13 protein-coding genes and 2 pseudogenes are annotated in these 12,821 nt (G+C 41.4%); 9 read left to right on the top strand and 6 right to left on the bottom strand.

Annotated features, from left to right (window positions below):
* A pseudogene (locus FTV34_RS15170) lies at positions 1-192 on the top strand (IS4 family transposase); the annotation flags it as partial.
* A 59-nt stretch (positions 193-251) separates the two neighbouring features.
* Here the strand turns inward: FTV34_RS15170 and FTV34_RS15165 are convergent.
* The 4 genes from FTV34_RS15165 to FTV34_RS15150 all read right to left on the bottom strand — a co-directional run bounded on the left by FTV34_RS15165 (position 252) and on the right by FTV34_RS15150 (position 3,976).
* Positions 252-1,079 carry an ABC transporter permease gene (locus tag FTV34_RS15165; protein WP_180070723.1) on the bottom strand — a complete coding sequence of 276 codons (828 nt, stop codon included), beginning with the start codon at positions 1,077-1,079 and terminating at the stop codon, positions 252-254.
* The gene (locus FTV34_RS15160; protein ID WP_180070721.1) at positions 1,079-2,050 is read right to left on the bottom strand and encodes an aliphatic sulfonate ABC transporter substrate-binding protein; all 972 of its coding nucleotides are present in this window, start codon (positions 2,048-2,050) and stop codon (positions 1,079-1,081) included. Before FTV34_RS15160 ends, FTV34_RS15165 begins: the two co-directional genes overlap by 1 nt.
* 322 nt (positions 2,051-2,372) lie before the next feature.
* On the bottom strand, positions 2,373-2,726 hold the full coding sequence (locus FTV34_RS15155) for a hypothetical protein (protein WP_180070719.1): 354 nt from the start codon (positions 2,724-2,726) through the stop codon (positions 2,373-2,375).
* A 227-nt stretch (positions 2,727-2,953) separates the two neighbouring features.
* Positions 2,954-3,976, bottom strand: a complete 1,023-nt coding sequence (locus FTV34_RS15150) for an AraC family transcriptional regulator (RefSeq protein WP_166134947.1) — start codon at positions 3,974-3,976, stop codon at positions 2,954-2,956.
* Between the two features lie 138 nt (positions 3,977-4,114).
* Here FTV34_RS15150 and FTV34_RS15145 point away from each other — a divergent pair, with 138 nt between their 5' ends.
* The 3 genes from FTV34_RS15145 (at position 4,115) to FTV34_RS15135 (ending at position 8,015) form a co-directional block, all read left to right on the top strand.
* Positions 4,115-4,885 (top strand): 3-hydroxyacyl-CoA dehydrogenase, encoded by a 771-nt coding sequence (locus FTV34_RS15145; RefSeq protein ID WP_180070717.1) that lies wholly within the window; start codon positions 4,115-4,117, stop codon positions 4,883-4,885.
* 92 nt (positions 4,886-4,977) lie between these two features.
* Positions 4,978-6,114, top strand: coding sequence for an acyl-CoA dehydrogenase family protein (locus tag FTV34_RS15140; protein ID WP_166134941.1), 1,137 nt, complete (start codon positions 4,978-4,980; stop codon positions 6,112-6,114).
* A gap of 254 nt (positions 6,115-6,368) precedes the next feature.
* Positions 6,369-8,015, top strand: coding sequence for an AMP-binding protein (locus FTV34_RS15135; RefSeq protein ID WP_179993314.1), 1,647 nt, complete (start codon positions 6,369-6,371; stop codon positions 8,013-8,015).
* Positions 8,016-8,204: 189 nt separating this feature from the next.
* Here FTV34_RS15135 and FTV34_RS15130 read toward each other — a convergent pair whose 3' ends face one another.
* Positions 8,205-8,714, bottom strand: coding sequence for a pyridoxamine 5'-phosphate oxidase family protein (locus FTV34_RS15130; protein ID WP_004783835.1), 510 nt, complete (start codon positions 8,712-8,714; stop codon positions 8,205-8,207).
* A gap of 258 nt (positions 8,715-8,972) precedes the next feature.
* Between FTV34_RS15130 and FTV34_RS15125 the strand changes: the two genes are divergently transcribed.
* The 5 genes from FTV34_RS15125 to FTV34_RS15105 all read left to right on the top strand — a co-directional run bounded on the left by FTV34_RS15125 (position 8,973) and on the right by FTV34_RS15105 (position 12,232).
* Complete coding sequence (locus FTV34_RS15125; RefSeq protein WP_180070715.1) at positions 8,973-9,161, top strand: hypothetical protein; 189 nt, start codon at positions 8,973-8,975, stop codon at positions 9,159-9,161.
* A 39-nt stretch (positions 9,162-9,200) separates the two neighbouring features.
* The gene (locus FTV34_RS15120) at positions 9,201-9,971 is read left to right on the top strand and encodes a HesA/MoeB/ThiF family protein (RefSeq protein WP_166135057.1); all 771 of its coding nucleotides are present in this window, start codon (positions 9,201-9,203) and stop codon (positions 9,969-9,971) included.
* 58 nt (positions 9,972-10,029) lie between these two features.
* Positions 10,030-11,328, top strand: coding sequence for an AarF/ABC1/UbiB kinase family protein (locus tag FTV34_RS15115; RefSeq protein WP_159123174.1), 1,299 nt, complete (start codon positions 10,030-10,032; stop codon positions 11,326-11,328).
* 132 nt (positions 11,329-11,460) lie between these two features.
* On the top strand, positions 11,461-11,841 hold the full coding sequence (gene folB / locus FTV34_RS15110; RefSeq protein WP_004783828.1) for a dihydroneopterin aldolase: 381 nt from the start codon (positions 11,461-11,463) through the stop codon (positions 11,839-11,841).
* The gene (locus tag FTV34_RS15105; RefSeq protein ID WP_125279517.1) at positions 11,798-12,232 is read left to right on the top strand and encodes a 2-amino-4-hydroxy-6-hydroxymethyldihydropteridine diphosphokinase; all 435 of its coding nucleotides are present in this window, start codon (positions 11,798-11,800) and stop codon (positions 12,230-12,232) included. The genes folB and FTV34_RS15105 overlap by 44 nt, the downstream gene beginning before the upstream one ends.
* Positions 12,233-12,709: 477 nt before the next feature.
* Here FTV34_RS15105 and FTV34_RS15100 read toward each other — a convergent pair.
* Positions 12,710-12,821 (bottom strand): annotated as a pseudogene (locus FTV34_RS15100) (IS982 family transposase); the annotation flags it as partial.

Here is a 12,821-nt window from a genome sequence, read left to right as displayed (position 1 = left end):
ATCTGGATTGCGATGATCGCCTATTTATTGGTGAGTTTCGCTCAACATTTAGGAAAAACAGGTTGGACAGTTCAACGTTTACTCAGAATAATTCAAGTGAATTTGTTTGAAAGAAGAACTTTAAAAGTTTTATTTTCACCCGATAAAATACCCATAAAACAAGAGGAAGCTCAAATGAGCTTCCTCTTGTGAAAAATTGTGGGACAGCAATGCCTGGATAGGTCGCTTTTTTAATTCTTTTATTCAATAAATTATGACTTTTTAATCACATCTCGCCAGCGCAGTAAGCGGGTTTCAAACAATTTCATAATACTGTCGGTGATTTTGCCTAGGACTGCTAACAGGATAATCGCAATAATCACAATATCCGGACGTGAAGTTTCACGACCATCACTGAGCAGATAACCAATCCCTTGAGTGGCAGCAATCAATTCAGCTGCAATCATAAACATCCAGGATAAACTCAGGCTATTCCTTAAGCCAGTCAATATTCCCGGTGAGGCAGCAGGCAATACAATCTGCTGAACCTGTTGCCAGTATTTCAGGCGATAGACTTTCGCGACTTCAAGCAGTTTACGATCTACACCCTGAATCGCAGCCACAGTATTGGTATATGTCGGGAAGAAGGCACCAATTGCGATCAAGGTGATTTTAGAAGATTCATCAATTCCCAGCCAAAGTAGGAGTAGAGGAATCCAGGCTAGACTCGGAATGGATTTAATTGCAGAAAACGTTGGTTCCAGAAAATCTTCTGCATGTCTGTTTAACCCAACCAGGATCGCAAAGATCAGTCCCAATCCACTACCAATCCCAAAGCCAAGAAAAACCCGCCAGCTACTGGTCCAGATGTGTTGCCATAAATCGCCCTCAGCCAGTTCAGTAAAGGACTGAAACAGGCTACTCGGTGCAGGCAACAGATAAGGTTCGATTACGCCATTACGGACCAGTATTTCTACCAATACGATAAAAATAGCAGGTAAGGTTAGGGCTTTGATCAGCGAAATACTGCGTGGTAGCACAGCGGATTTTGGCTGTTCTTCTACGTTCAACTGTTCCGAGATGCTTTTCGGTATAGCCATTACTTAGTTACAACCTTTTTTGCATAGAGGGCATCAAATAATTGAGTCACAACCTGATTGACATTGGTTCCTTTACGAACCAGTTCCTCTTCCGTCAGGATACGACCGGCTTTTTGTAATGCTCCGGTATGTTTGGTGGTTGGAATATTCTGATCCAGATTAGTACGGCTGAGTTGAAGCTTGGCGACTTCAATCGGAAGCTTGGCTTCACGTGCCAGTAATTCAGCCAATTTGTCGGGATTGGCTTTCGCCCATTGACGTGCCTGTTCATAAGCTTTAATCACTGCTTCAATCGCTTCCGGACTGGATTTGGCAAACTGGTCTTTTACGCTCAGTACGCTATAAGAATTAAAACTGACATTGCGATACAGTAATTTGGCACCTGACTGTGCCTGCGCAGATGCCATTAAAGGATCAAGGCCTGCCCAGGCATCGACCTGTTTACGCTCTAACGCAGTCTTACCATCCGGATGCTGTAAATGAACGAGCTCTACATCGCGTTTGCCCAAACCAATCGTATCTAAGGCTTGTAAAGTAAATAAGAAAGGATCTGTACCTTTAGTGGCAGCAATCTTTTTACCTTTCAGATCTTTCAGTGATTTGATGTTTGAATCTTTATTAACGACCAGTGCTGTCCATTCAGGCTGGCTCTGGATATAAACCGTTTTAATCGGGCTACCATTGGCGCGGCTAAGCACTGCCGCTAAACCTGCAGTAGAAGCAAAATCTGTACTGCCGCTATTTAGATATTCGAGTGAGCGGTTACTGCCCTGGCTAAATACCCACTTAATCTTGGTTTTTGGCAAAGCTTTTTCTAGCAGTTTCTGTTCTTTAACCACCAGACTGGTCGGTGCGTAATAGGCATAGTCCAATTTTAATTCAGATGGAATCGCTGCGTTAGCCAAGCCGGTAAAGAGAGAAATAGAAAGACCGAGTAAAGTCAGGCCTGAAGTTCTTAATGTTTTTTTCATGAATATCTCAATCTTGAATTAAATTTTTGACATTCATAGCGGTAAATTGATAAGCACACAAAAAAGAAAAAAAGATAATCAAATCAAAAAATGAAATAATTTACATTTTTAAATATAAGTGATTGTTTTTGTTTTAATTTATTAAATAAAAAATAGAAAGGTTCTGCTTAGATGAAATTTTAAAAATGGTATGGCATAAATTGATAAGCTGTTTTTCTGATCATTCATCTTTGTAGTATGAGACTTTATAAATAAGTAGCGCTATAAAAAAGCGATGCATCAGCATCGCTTTTTGAGTCACTATTTTATCATTCTGGATAGCTTACATTGGGTAGTCTTGCAAGCAGTCATAAACCTTGACTTGATCCAGGCTACCAGTTTCCATTGCCAGGCAAAGGGCCACGACTTTGGCAGTATCAGCAAGATATTGTTCATCTTTCAGTGCAATACCTTGTTGTAATGCAACGATGCGCTCAGCCGGAATTTCAAGCGATTTCGCAGCTTCAATGGCATCAATCTGGTTAAAGAAGTGCACAATAGCATCTTTGAGGGCAGAATCAGACGCATTCAAGATGCCTTGATTCAATTGCTCTGCATTAAGATCGGTCGAAGAAACTAAAGCCTGGGCGAAGTTTTGAACAAGATTTTTTCCAAGAACATCAGTCATCTTTAACATGGGAATACCTTCAACAAGGAAAGAGGGAAAGGGAGCACAGCCAAAAGTGAAACACTAAAGATTGATTGAAAAATAAACTATATTAATAGGAAATGCAAAGCATTATGGATGACCGTTCAGTCCTCTATTTTTGGGCTGTAAGCCTTGAAAAATATAACTGTTGAGAAAATATAAATTTAAATTTATATGCTAAATTTTAATCGTTTTTAAGTCTTATTAAATATAAATTATCTAGTAATATTTTGTCTATAGGCACCTGGACTAACCCCTGTCCATTTTTTAAAGGCACGATGAAAAGCACTGACTTCCTGGAAGTTAAGCTGATCACTGATGTCCTGCAAACTTTGATCCGTACGGGTTAATAGTTCAATGGCTGTATCACGACGAATTTCATTTTTGAGCTGTTGATAAGTCACACCTTCATTTTTAAGACGCCGTTGCATGGTGGCTTCAGACATATTCATTTTCAAAGCAAGCTCATTCAGTTCAAGCCATTCAGCCGGAGGTACTTTTAAAAGCTGTTTGCGGATCTGTGCACTTAGCGCATAAGGATTTTTAAAGCGAACTAGTAGGTTATGCGGAGTCTGTTGAATAAACTGATACCAGGAGGTTTGATCCTGTTTTACTGGGAGCTGCAAATAGGCTGCATCAAACTGGATATAGTTTTCACTGGCCTGATATTCAATCTGCTCACAAAAACGGACTTTATAATCAAAATCATCGAGTGGTGCGGCACATTTCAGTTGAATCTGATTAAGTAAAACCCGCTGTCCGCTTAACCAGCATAGCAGGGTATGAATCAGCATTAGATAGGTTGCATAACTAAACATGCGCTTGGTCTGGTTCTGGTCATAGATCACGATATAGGCAAAGTTTTCTTCGACCATCAGTGTGCTGTGCAGATCATCCAGAATCAGATTAAAAAATTGCAGGATTTGCTGCAGAGCTTTTTCCAGCGTATCGGTCTGTAACAGCATTTTTGACAAGAGTTTGAAACTGCCACGGCGCATTGGATGGCTGTCCATGCCAAAAAATTCGTCATTCATGCTATCGGCAAGTGCAGTCCATAGCGCGGCATACTGCGCCACTGACACCCGTGCTTTAGCGGAATGAAGAATCTCTAATGGAATGGCAGCCTTAGTTAAAATCGCAGCAATATCATAATGCTGTGCTTTGGCATTCAGCAGTGCTTCATGAACCAGATCAATCGAAATGGTTCCCTTACTATATTCCAAGGCTGGTAAATGCATAGCCAGTCAGATATCCCTTCTTTATTGTCCAAATCCATCAGTGAAGATGCAACATTTGGAAATTGTACAGAATAAAATCTCTGTTTACTCTGCCTATTAAGTCGTAGCTTGTCATAAAAATAGGAACAGGACATTAACATGAAAATTCAGGGAAAAGTGATTGTGGTAACTGGTGGTGCATCAGGTCTGGGTGCAGCCACAGCGACTCATCTGGTAGAACAGGGTGTAAAAGTGATTCTAGTCGATATGAACCAGGAACAGGGCAATGCCTTACAACAGCAACTGGGTGAGCAGGCTGAATTTGTACAATTGGATGTAACGGATGAGCAGGCGGTTGAAGCTTTCTTTAATCATGTTGAAAATCAGTATGGCCAACTCAATGGCTTGGTGAACTGTGCTGGTATTGCACCTTCTGCCAAGGTACTGGGCCGCAATGGAATCCATGAACTGGCGATGTTCCAGAAAGTGTTGAATATTAATGTAAGTGGCACATTCAATATGCTTCGTTTTGCAGCGGCTTTAATCGCGAAGTATGAGCTGCAAACCGATGAAGAGGAGCGCGGTGTAATCGTGAATACGGCTTCAGTTGCAGCCTTTGATGGTCAGATTGGCCAAACAGCTTATTCTGCGTCTAAAGGTGCAGTCGTTGCGATGACGCTGCCACTCGCGCGTGAGCTGGCACGTGAAGCGATTCGTGTCATGACCATTGCACCCGGCATTATGGAAACCCCAATGCTGAAAGGCATGCCGCAAAATGTACAGGATGCTCTGGGGCAGATGGTTCCATTTCCACCACGTCTGGCCAAACCTCAGGAGTTTGCCCAGTTAGTAGGTCATATCTTCGAAAATAGCTATCTGAACGGTGAAGTGATTCGTCTGGATGGCGCCATCCGTATGGCTCCAAAATAAGTTCGAGCCAACGAAGCAAAATACAAAAGTCAGAGTAGATAGGTTTATTCACTCTATATGGAAAATTAAAAGATAAGTAAGGGATATACGCAGTGCTTTTAAATGACGAACAGAAAATGATTCAGGAGATGATGCGAAACTATTCGCAGCAAAAACTGAAACCTACCGCTGGTCTAAGGGATAAAACGGCTCAATTTCCAGCACAAGAATTGAAAGAACTCGGTGAACTCGGTGCACTCGGTATGACCGTGTCTGAACAATGGGGTGGAGCAGGCCTGGACTATGTGTCGCTGGTACTGGCTCTTGAGGAAATCGCTGCTGGAGATGGAGCCATCTCGACCATTGTCAGTGTGCAGAATTCACTGCCTTGCGGGATTACCCAGCGTTATGGTACCGAGGAACAAAAGCAGAAATACCTGACCAAACTGGCTACCGGTGAATGGTTGGGGTGTTTCTGCCTGACGGAACCTCAAGCCGGTTCCGATGCCAGCGCACTAGAATGTAAGGCAGAACGTGATGGCGATGAATGGGTATTAAATGGCACCAAGCAGTTTATTACTACCGGTAAGCATGCCCAGATTGCACTGGTATTTGCAGTGACAGATAAATCTGCGGGCAAGAAAGGAATCTCATGTTTCTTGGTACCTACCGATAGTCCAGGATATATCGTCTCGAATCTGGAAGAAAAAATGGGGCAGCATTGTTCCGATACCGCGACCATTATTTTTGATCAATGCCGGATTCCGGCTGAGAACCTGTTAGGTCAAGAAGGTGACGGCTACAAGATTGCCTTGTCTAATCTGGAATCTGGCCGGATCGGGATCGCAGCACAATCTGTAGGTATGGCACGAGCTGCACTGGATGCTGCTGTTGAATATGCCAATGAACGTAAATCTTTTGGTGTAGAGCTGGTGCAGCATCAGGCAGTAGCATTCCGTCTCGCAGATATGGCCACCCAGATTGAGGCAGCAAGACAACTGGTCTTACATGCAGCAACGCTTAAAGATGCAGGATTACCATGCTTAAAAGAAGCGTCCATGGCTAAACTGTTTGCTTCGACGATTGCAGAGCGAGTCTGCTCGGATGCGATTCAGATTCATGGCGGTTATGGCTATGTCTCAGATTTCCCGGTTGAACGTATTTACCGTGATGTCAGAGTGAGCCAGATTTATGAAGGTGCATCAGATATTCAGCGTCTGGTCATTGCTCGGGAAGTGAGCAAAGTTTAAAAGTCATGAAATAGCCGACTGTTCAAATCCTGCAGCTCATTTGAGGGAGATGGAAATTGTGATGGTCTATAAAACATGGTCAATTATTGATAAAGCGAAAAGTGACTCAGTAGAGTGACACCTAACATGTCCTAGCAATAGGGCATGTTATATAAAACCGGCATTGCAATGGAATTCGCAGACGGTAGACAGAACAACAAATACAACGGACACAGACATAAAGTCTGTTTATAAACGGAATAGAGGTTGTCGTGATGAAGACACTAGAACAAGCGTATCGTGAATTTGATTTTGACACTATGGTTCAACAACATCTGGCAGGAACGCCAGATTCACTCAATGCCTATACAGAATGCTGTGGACGTTTTCTGGGACAAAACCGGATCGCGTTAATCTGGGAAGGTAAAAATGGCAAGACCCAATATTGGACTTTTGAACAATTGGCTGAGGCTTCAGGACAATTGGCTCATTATATGACCTCACTGGGTTTACAAGCAGGAGACTGTATTGCCGGACTGCTCCCACGAACCCCAGAATTATTAATTACCATTCTAGCCACCTGGCGTATTGGTGCGATTTATCAGCCTTTATTTACCGCTTTTGAAAGCAAGGCAATCGAGCATCGTATTAATACCGCACATACCCGACTCATTATTACCAATCAGGAACAGCGTGCGAAACTGAATGATCTGGATATTCCACATATTTTAACCGTCCATCAAACGCCTGAAAGTATCAATCAGGATGCAGATTTCTGGACTGAACTGAAGCAATATCCAACTGAGTTTGAGCCGGTTCAAGGTCATTTTAGTGACATTTTCCTGATGATGTTTACTTCGGGTACAACGGGACTTGCAAAATCAGTGCCTGTACCACTTAAAGCTTTACTGGCATTTAAAGGCTATATGCTGCACGCCGTAGATTTACGCGACGAAGATACTTTCTGGAATCTGGCAGATCCGGGTTGGGCTTATGGTCTGTATTATGGAATTGCAGGTCCATTAAGTTTGGGGCATAGCATTATTCTGGATGAACGTGCCTTTAGTGTAGACAATGCTGTTGAAGTCATTAAAAAATATCGGGTGAATAACCTGACTGGTTCTCCAACTGCATTCCGGATGTTCTTTGGCTTTAAGGAGAAATTTGATGCTGAGATTAGCTCGTGTTTACGTGTGGTCAGTAGTGCAGGTGAGCCATTAACGCCTGAAGTCATTCAGTGGTTTAATCATGAAATGGACGTGAATATCTACGACCAGTATGGACAGACTGAACTTGGGATGGTGATTGCCAATCATCATGCGCTGGAGCATCACAAGAAAATCGGTTCTGCTGGCTTTGCCATTCCAGGACATCGTTTTGCAGTTTTAAATAAAGAGCATCAGGAAGTCGAAAAAGGTGGTATTGGTACTTTGGCCATGGACTACTCAGCCTCACCTTTGATGTGGTTTGAAGGCTATGGCGGCAATAATCGGAAAGCCTTTGTGGGACAGTACTATTTAACAGGAGATACCGTAAAACTGAATGAACATGGTGGAATAGATTTCATTGGTCGTGCGGATGATGTCATTACGACTTCGGGTTATCGAGTTGGACCTTTTGATGTAGAGAGTACCTTGCTGGAGTGTGAAGAGGTGCTCGAGTCCGCTGTGGTTGGAAAACCAGATCCGGAACGTACCGAAATTGTGAAAGCCTTTGTAGTGCTTAAATCACAATATGCCGCTAGTGAAGAACTGATGCTGAAATTGCAAAACTATGTGCGTTCCCGTTTATCTAAACATGCCTATCCGAAAGAGATTGAGTTTGTAAGTGATTTACCTAAAACATCTAGCGGTAAAATTCAGCGTAATCTGCTTAAACAACAGGAAATTGCCAAGATTCAAGGCATTAAACAGGTCAGTTAATATATTCATTTAAATATATTGAAAAGGTCGCAATTGCGGCCTTTTTTATACGATTAATTTGTTTATGTTCGAATTTATCAGAGAAAATAATTGTCATTACAATGTAATACTATTCATCTTTTAAATAAAATAAATCAAAAATTTAGCCTCTTAATAAGAGGCTAAATTGAAGGTGGAATTCTTATTTACTTATAGATCAACTTTTTTGTGCTCAGCATCTGGTTCCCCAGCTTCGCCAGTCACACCACCTTTTAATGCCTTAAATAGCTGCGTTACTTTGTTATCGGTGACATTCCAGTATTCTGCACTTTCAGCTTCAGCAATCAGTACACGCACGCTAGGATCATCTTTACCTTCAAACCAGTTTTCTGCCCATGGATTCCATAATTTTTCAATCAAAATACGGTCAGTACTGATCTGTGCATTTGCGCTGATTGATACATAAATACCATCAGAAGGTTTAGCGAAAGACAGGCCAATCTGAGTACGACCAGTATTGGCAGCTTTAACCAGATCATTGGTGTCACGCATGATGAAATACAAATTCTGATCTTCATTCATTTGCTCAGAATTGAGCATGGTCATTGGCTGAGAATGAATTTCCTGACTTTCGGTCACATGGCTGATCATGGTGTAACGCACATCTTTAATTAGTTCCCATAATTTTTCACGATTATTATGCTGATTTTGTTCGTTCATCTATATGCTCCATACTATTTATTGAAAGCGAGGATAATTGCTATTCCTTAAGCAGCTTAATCATATTTGGGAATGGATACAGAGGGTCTCACTGAACTGATACATTTTCCTACTGAATTGCAGGTAGCAGCTACAGAAGTGCTAAACAATCGAAATTCAGTTACAGGGTGATAAAAGAATAGAAGAACGAGGTTCCAGGAAGATGTAATACGTGAATAAATTAAGTGGCATATAGATCAAGTTAAGTGCATTCATAATATGACTATTACATATTTATCAGGACACTATCAGCTTGATACCGAGCATTTAACTGATATGCTATTTAGCGCTAGTATTGCCAAGCCATTTATTGATTTGCTGTTTATGCGCAGAGAAGTTAATTTGCTCGAGATTTATCCGCATATTGAAATTTCGGTAAATGCACTTTTTGTGGCACATGCTTCTTAAAAATCTTCGAAACAAGGAACGACGTTGTCTATATCGACTATGGATGCCATATCCCCAGAGTTTGAACTCACCGATGCTGAATTGCACTTATATAGTCGCCAGATTCTTCTGGATGGCTGGGATATTGAAGCACAGGAAAAGCTGAAATTTTCTAATATCTGTATCGTGGGGTGTGGCGGGATTGGTTGTGCCTTGGCAGAACTTCTGGCACGAGCGGGTGTAGGCAAAATTACTCTGATTGATCCTGATACCATCGAGATGAGTAATCTGCAACGACAACTGGCATTTACGCCAAATGATTTAGGCTTTTATAAGGCAGAAATACTCGCGAAAAGGCTGGCTCAGATTAATCCGAATGTTCAGGTTGAATATATTAATCAGGCTTTAACAACTGAAAATGCAGAAAGTATCATTGAACATCAAGATCTGGTGCTGGATGGATGTGATCAGTTCGAGACACGTTATCTGATCAATCAAAGCTGTGTAAAACTGAATGTGCCTTTAATCAGTGCTTCTGCGATTGGTTTGCAAGGGCAACTGTTCATGATGGAAGGGGATTCAGCTTGCTATGCCTGCCTGTTTCCACCTGAACATCAGGCTGATACCAGTTTGCGTTGTGCAGACTCAGGCGTCTTGGCGACTACGCCAAATGTGATGGCGAGTTTGCAAGCTCATCATGCATTGCTTTATTTAGGCCTGGGTAAAATGCCACTTAGACAGAAACTTCTACTCTGGGATGGTCTGAGTTTCAAACAGCGCATTTTAAGTTTCGAAAAAGATACAGATTGCCCGGTCTGTCAGGCAAGATAGGCCTGCAAAATTTAATTTTTTTGCTACACTGCATGTAATTAATTTTTCCTAAGACATTATGAAAAAAAATATCTGGTTAGATGGAATACGTTCGGTTGCCCGTATGGGTGAAACCGCAGTAGTTGCGGCGAAGGCCGGCATTAAATATGCCACTGAAAAGCCAAGTAATGCCAAACTCATGCGTGAAACATTTGAGTCTTTAGGCTCAACCTATATCAAGCTCGGTCAGTTTATTGCCAGTACGCCGTCGCTGTTTCCGCGTGAATATGTGGAAGAGTTTCAGGGCTGTCTGGATCAAACACCGACCTTGCCATTCAGCTATATCCAGGAAGTGCTAGCATCAGAGTTTTCTGGCCGAAACTTGGATGAAATCTTTGCCTCAATTGAAGAAACACCACTGGCTTCTGCTTCCATTGCACAGGTACATGCGGCCAAGCTGGTTTCTGGTGAAGATGTAGTTATTAAAGTACAAAAGCCGGGTGTGGAAACAATTCTATATACCGATTTAAATGTATTGCATTGGGCGACCAAACTGCTGGAAAAAGCGGTACCGAAAGTGAAATTTGCGTCATTGGCCGATATTGTCGAAGAAATCAAAACCCGGATGGTGCGTGAAGTTGATTTTATTGAAGAAGCACAAAATCTGGATGATTTCGTCAATTATCTGAATATCACCAACAATAAAGCAGCAACTGCTCCTAAGGTTTATCATCAATATTCAACACGTCGTGTGCTGACCATGCAACGTTTATATGGCGTGCCACTGACTGATTTTGAAGTGGTGAAAAAGGTCGCTAAAGACCCGTCACAGGTTCTCATCACTGCAATGAACACCTGGTTTGGCAGCCTGATGATGTGTAACAGTTTCCATGCTGATTTACACGCGGGTAATCTGATGCTGCTTGAAGATGGTCGTGTGGGCTTTATTGATTTTGGTATTGTCGGCCAGCTTAAACCAGAAGTCTGGACAGCGTGTATGGCCTTTATGGATGCCTTGCAGCATACCAATTATACCCTGATGGCAGAGAATATGCTGAAAATGGGTATGACTGCAGTTGAGATTGATACCAAAGTGCTTGCGGCTGATCTTGAACGTTTATTTAGTGGTGTGATGTTAGCTGATCCTCAGGATCTATTAACTTCAAGCCCTGCAGATCTCAACGATATCATGATGGATATGGTAGCAGTCGGTGAACGTCATGGCATTCGTTTCCCACGTGACTTTGCTTTATTGTTCAAGCAAATGCTGTATTTCGACCGTTTCATGAGAATTCTGGCGCCGTATACAGATATCTATGCAGATCAGCGTTTGCAGATGGTTCAGACTATGGACCCAAATTTGCTGTTAAAGCACTAATTTAATCCCTCCCGTCCTCCCTTTAAGAAAGGGAGGCTTTCATTACAAAATAAATAGAAGTGATGAAAGTCCCTCTGTATTAAAGAGGGATTTAGGGAGATTATTGGTAAATATTAAATTCCGAGTTTTAAAATGGACGCAATTATTATTGAAGGCTTAAAGGTCGATACAGTAGTCGGCTGCTTTAATTGGGAGCGTCAAATCATTCAGCCTTTAATGCTGGATCTAAACATTCGTACCAACTTAGAACAAGCGGCACAGTCAGATGAACTGGAAGATACTTTGAATTATGCCGAAATCTGCGAGATTTCAGCGCGGGTGATTCAGGAAGCTCAGCCAAAATTGATCGAACATGCAGCAAAACTGGTGCTAGACGCGCTTTTTGCTACCTTTGAAAGTGTAGAATCGATTATGATTACGATCCGTAAGCCTGCCATTATCGCGCAAGCCAATTCTGTAGGGATACGTCTTGAACGCCACCGCAACGATATTCGCCCTAGCACTGGCGAGTAATTGTCATCCACAGCAACATTTTCAGGCTGCCCAGCAACGGATCAGTGAGTTGGGGGAAGTCCGGTTTTCTCCAATTTACCTCATTCCATGTCGGGATAGTATCGGAGCAGATTACTGGAATGCGGCCTGCCTCCTATACAGTGAAGTTTCTGTTCAAGATATGACAGATTTATTAAAGCAAATGGAAACGGATTCAGGGCGGGTGCGACCATCGCATCAGATCAGCCTGGATGTCGACCTGATTGCATGGGGAAATGATTTAAGCCAGATGGAATTTAATCCCAAAAAATTACCGCTTGCACTAGACGTAAAAATCCCGATGCATGACATCTGGTCTCATCCTGCATTTGGATATGATCGCCGTCTTCAATATCCACAAGTCAAAATTTAATCTGTATCTGAAATTAATCTAATGAATTTTTCAGTTTTATCTAAGTAGGGGATCTGTATTTGCCAAAAAACTGTTATTTACTTTTTCTTTTTATAAAAAATAACTAACAACACAATAATTGCGAATAGAATACCAAGAATAATACCTGTTTCCATAAACTACCTCTAAATAATCATTTTTACTGCCAATTTTAAAATATAAAGAACAATAAATATATTTTAAATTTTAATTAATTTCCCATGAAGGTAATTATATTTTAACTTAGTTTTAGATAAAATTTAATTTTTATAAAAAATATTAAATAATATAGTCATCTAAATATATCAAAAAATAAGGATGATAAAAAATAAAAATCTACAGGATTGATTTAAATAGCTTCTACTTTTCTTTATCGATAAAGTAGAATGAAAGTATTAAATAAAACGTGGACCTAAATCCACGTTTTATGTTTATAAAGCTAATTAACCCGAATCCTGCTTAAGCCGATGACTTCATAATTTGAATTGTTGGCTTATTTTTATGGATCAGTTGATATGCACACAAGGACGCGTAAATCCCTCCTAGAAATCCATGAACACTACGTGCTTTG

This window comes from Acinetobacter sp. YH16038 (assembly GCF_013417275.1).
In the GTDB taxonomy this organism is placed as follows: Bacteria; Pseudomonadota; Gammaproteobacteria; order Pseudomonadales; family Moraxellaceae; genus Acinetobacter.
The sequence above is the reverse complement of the archived record's forward strand: the minus strand, read 5'-3'. Positions and strand labels throughout refer to the sequence as shown.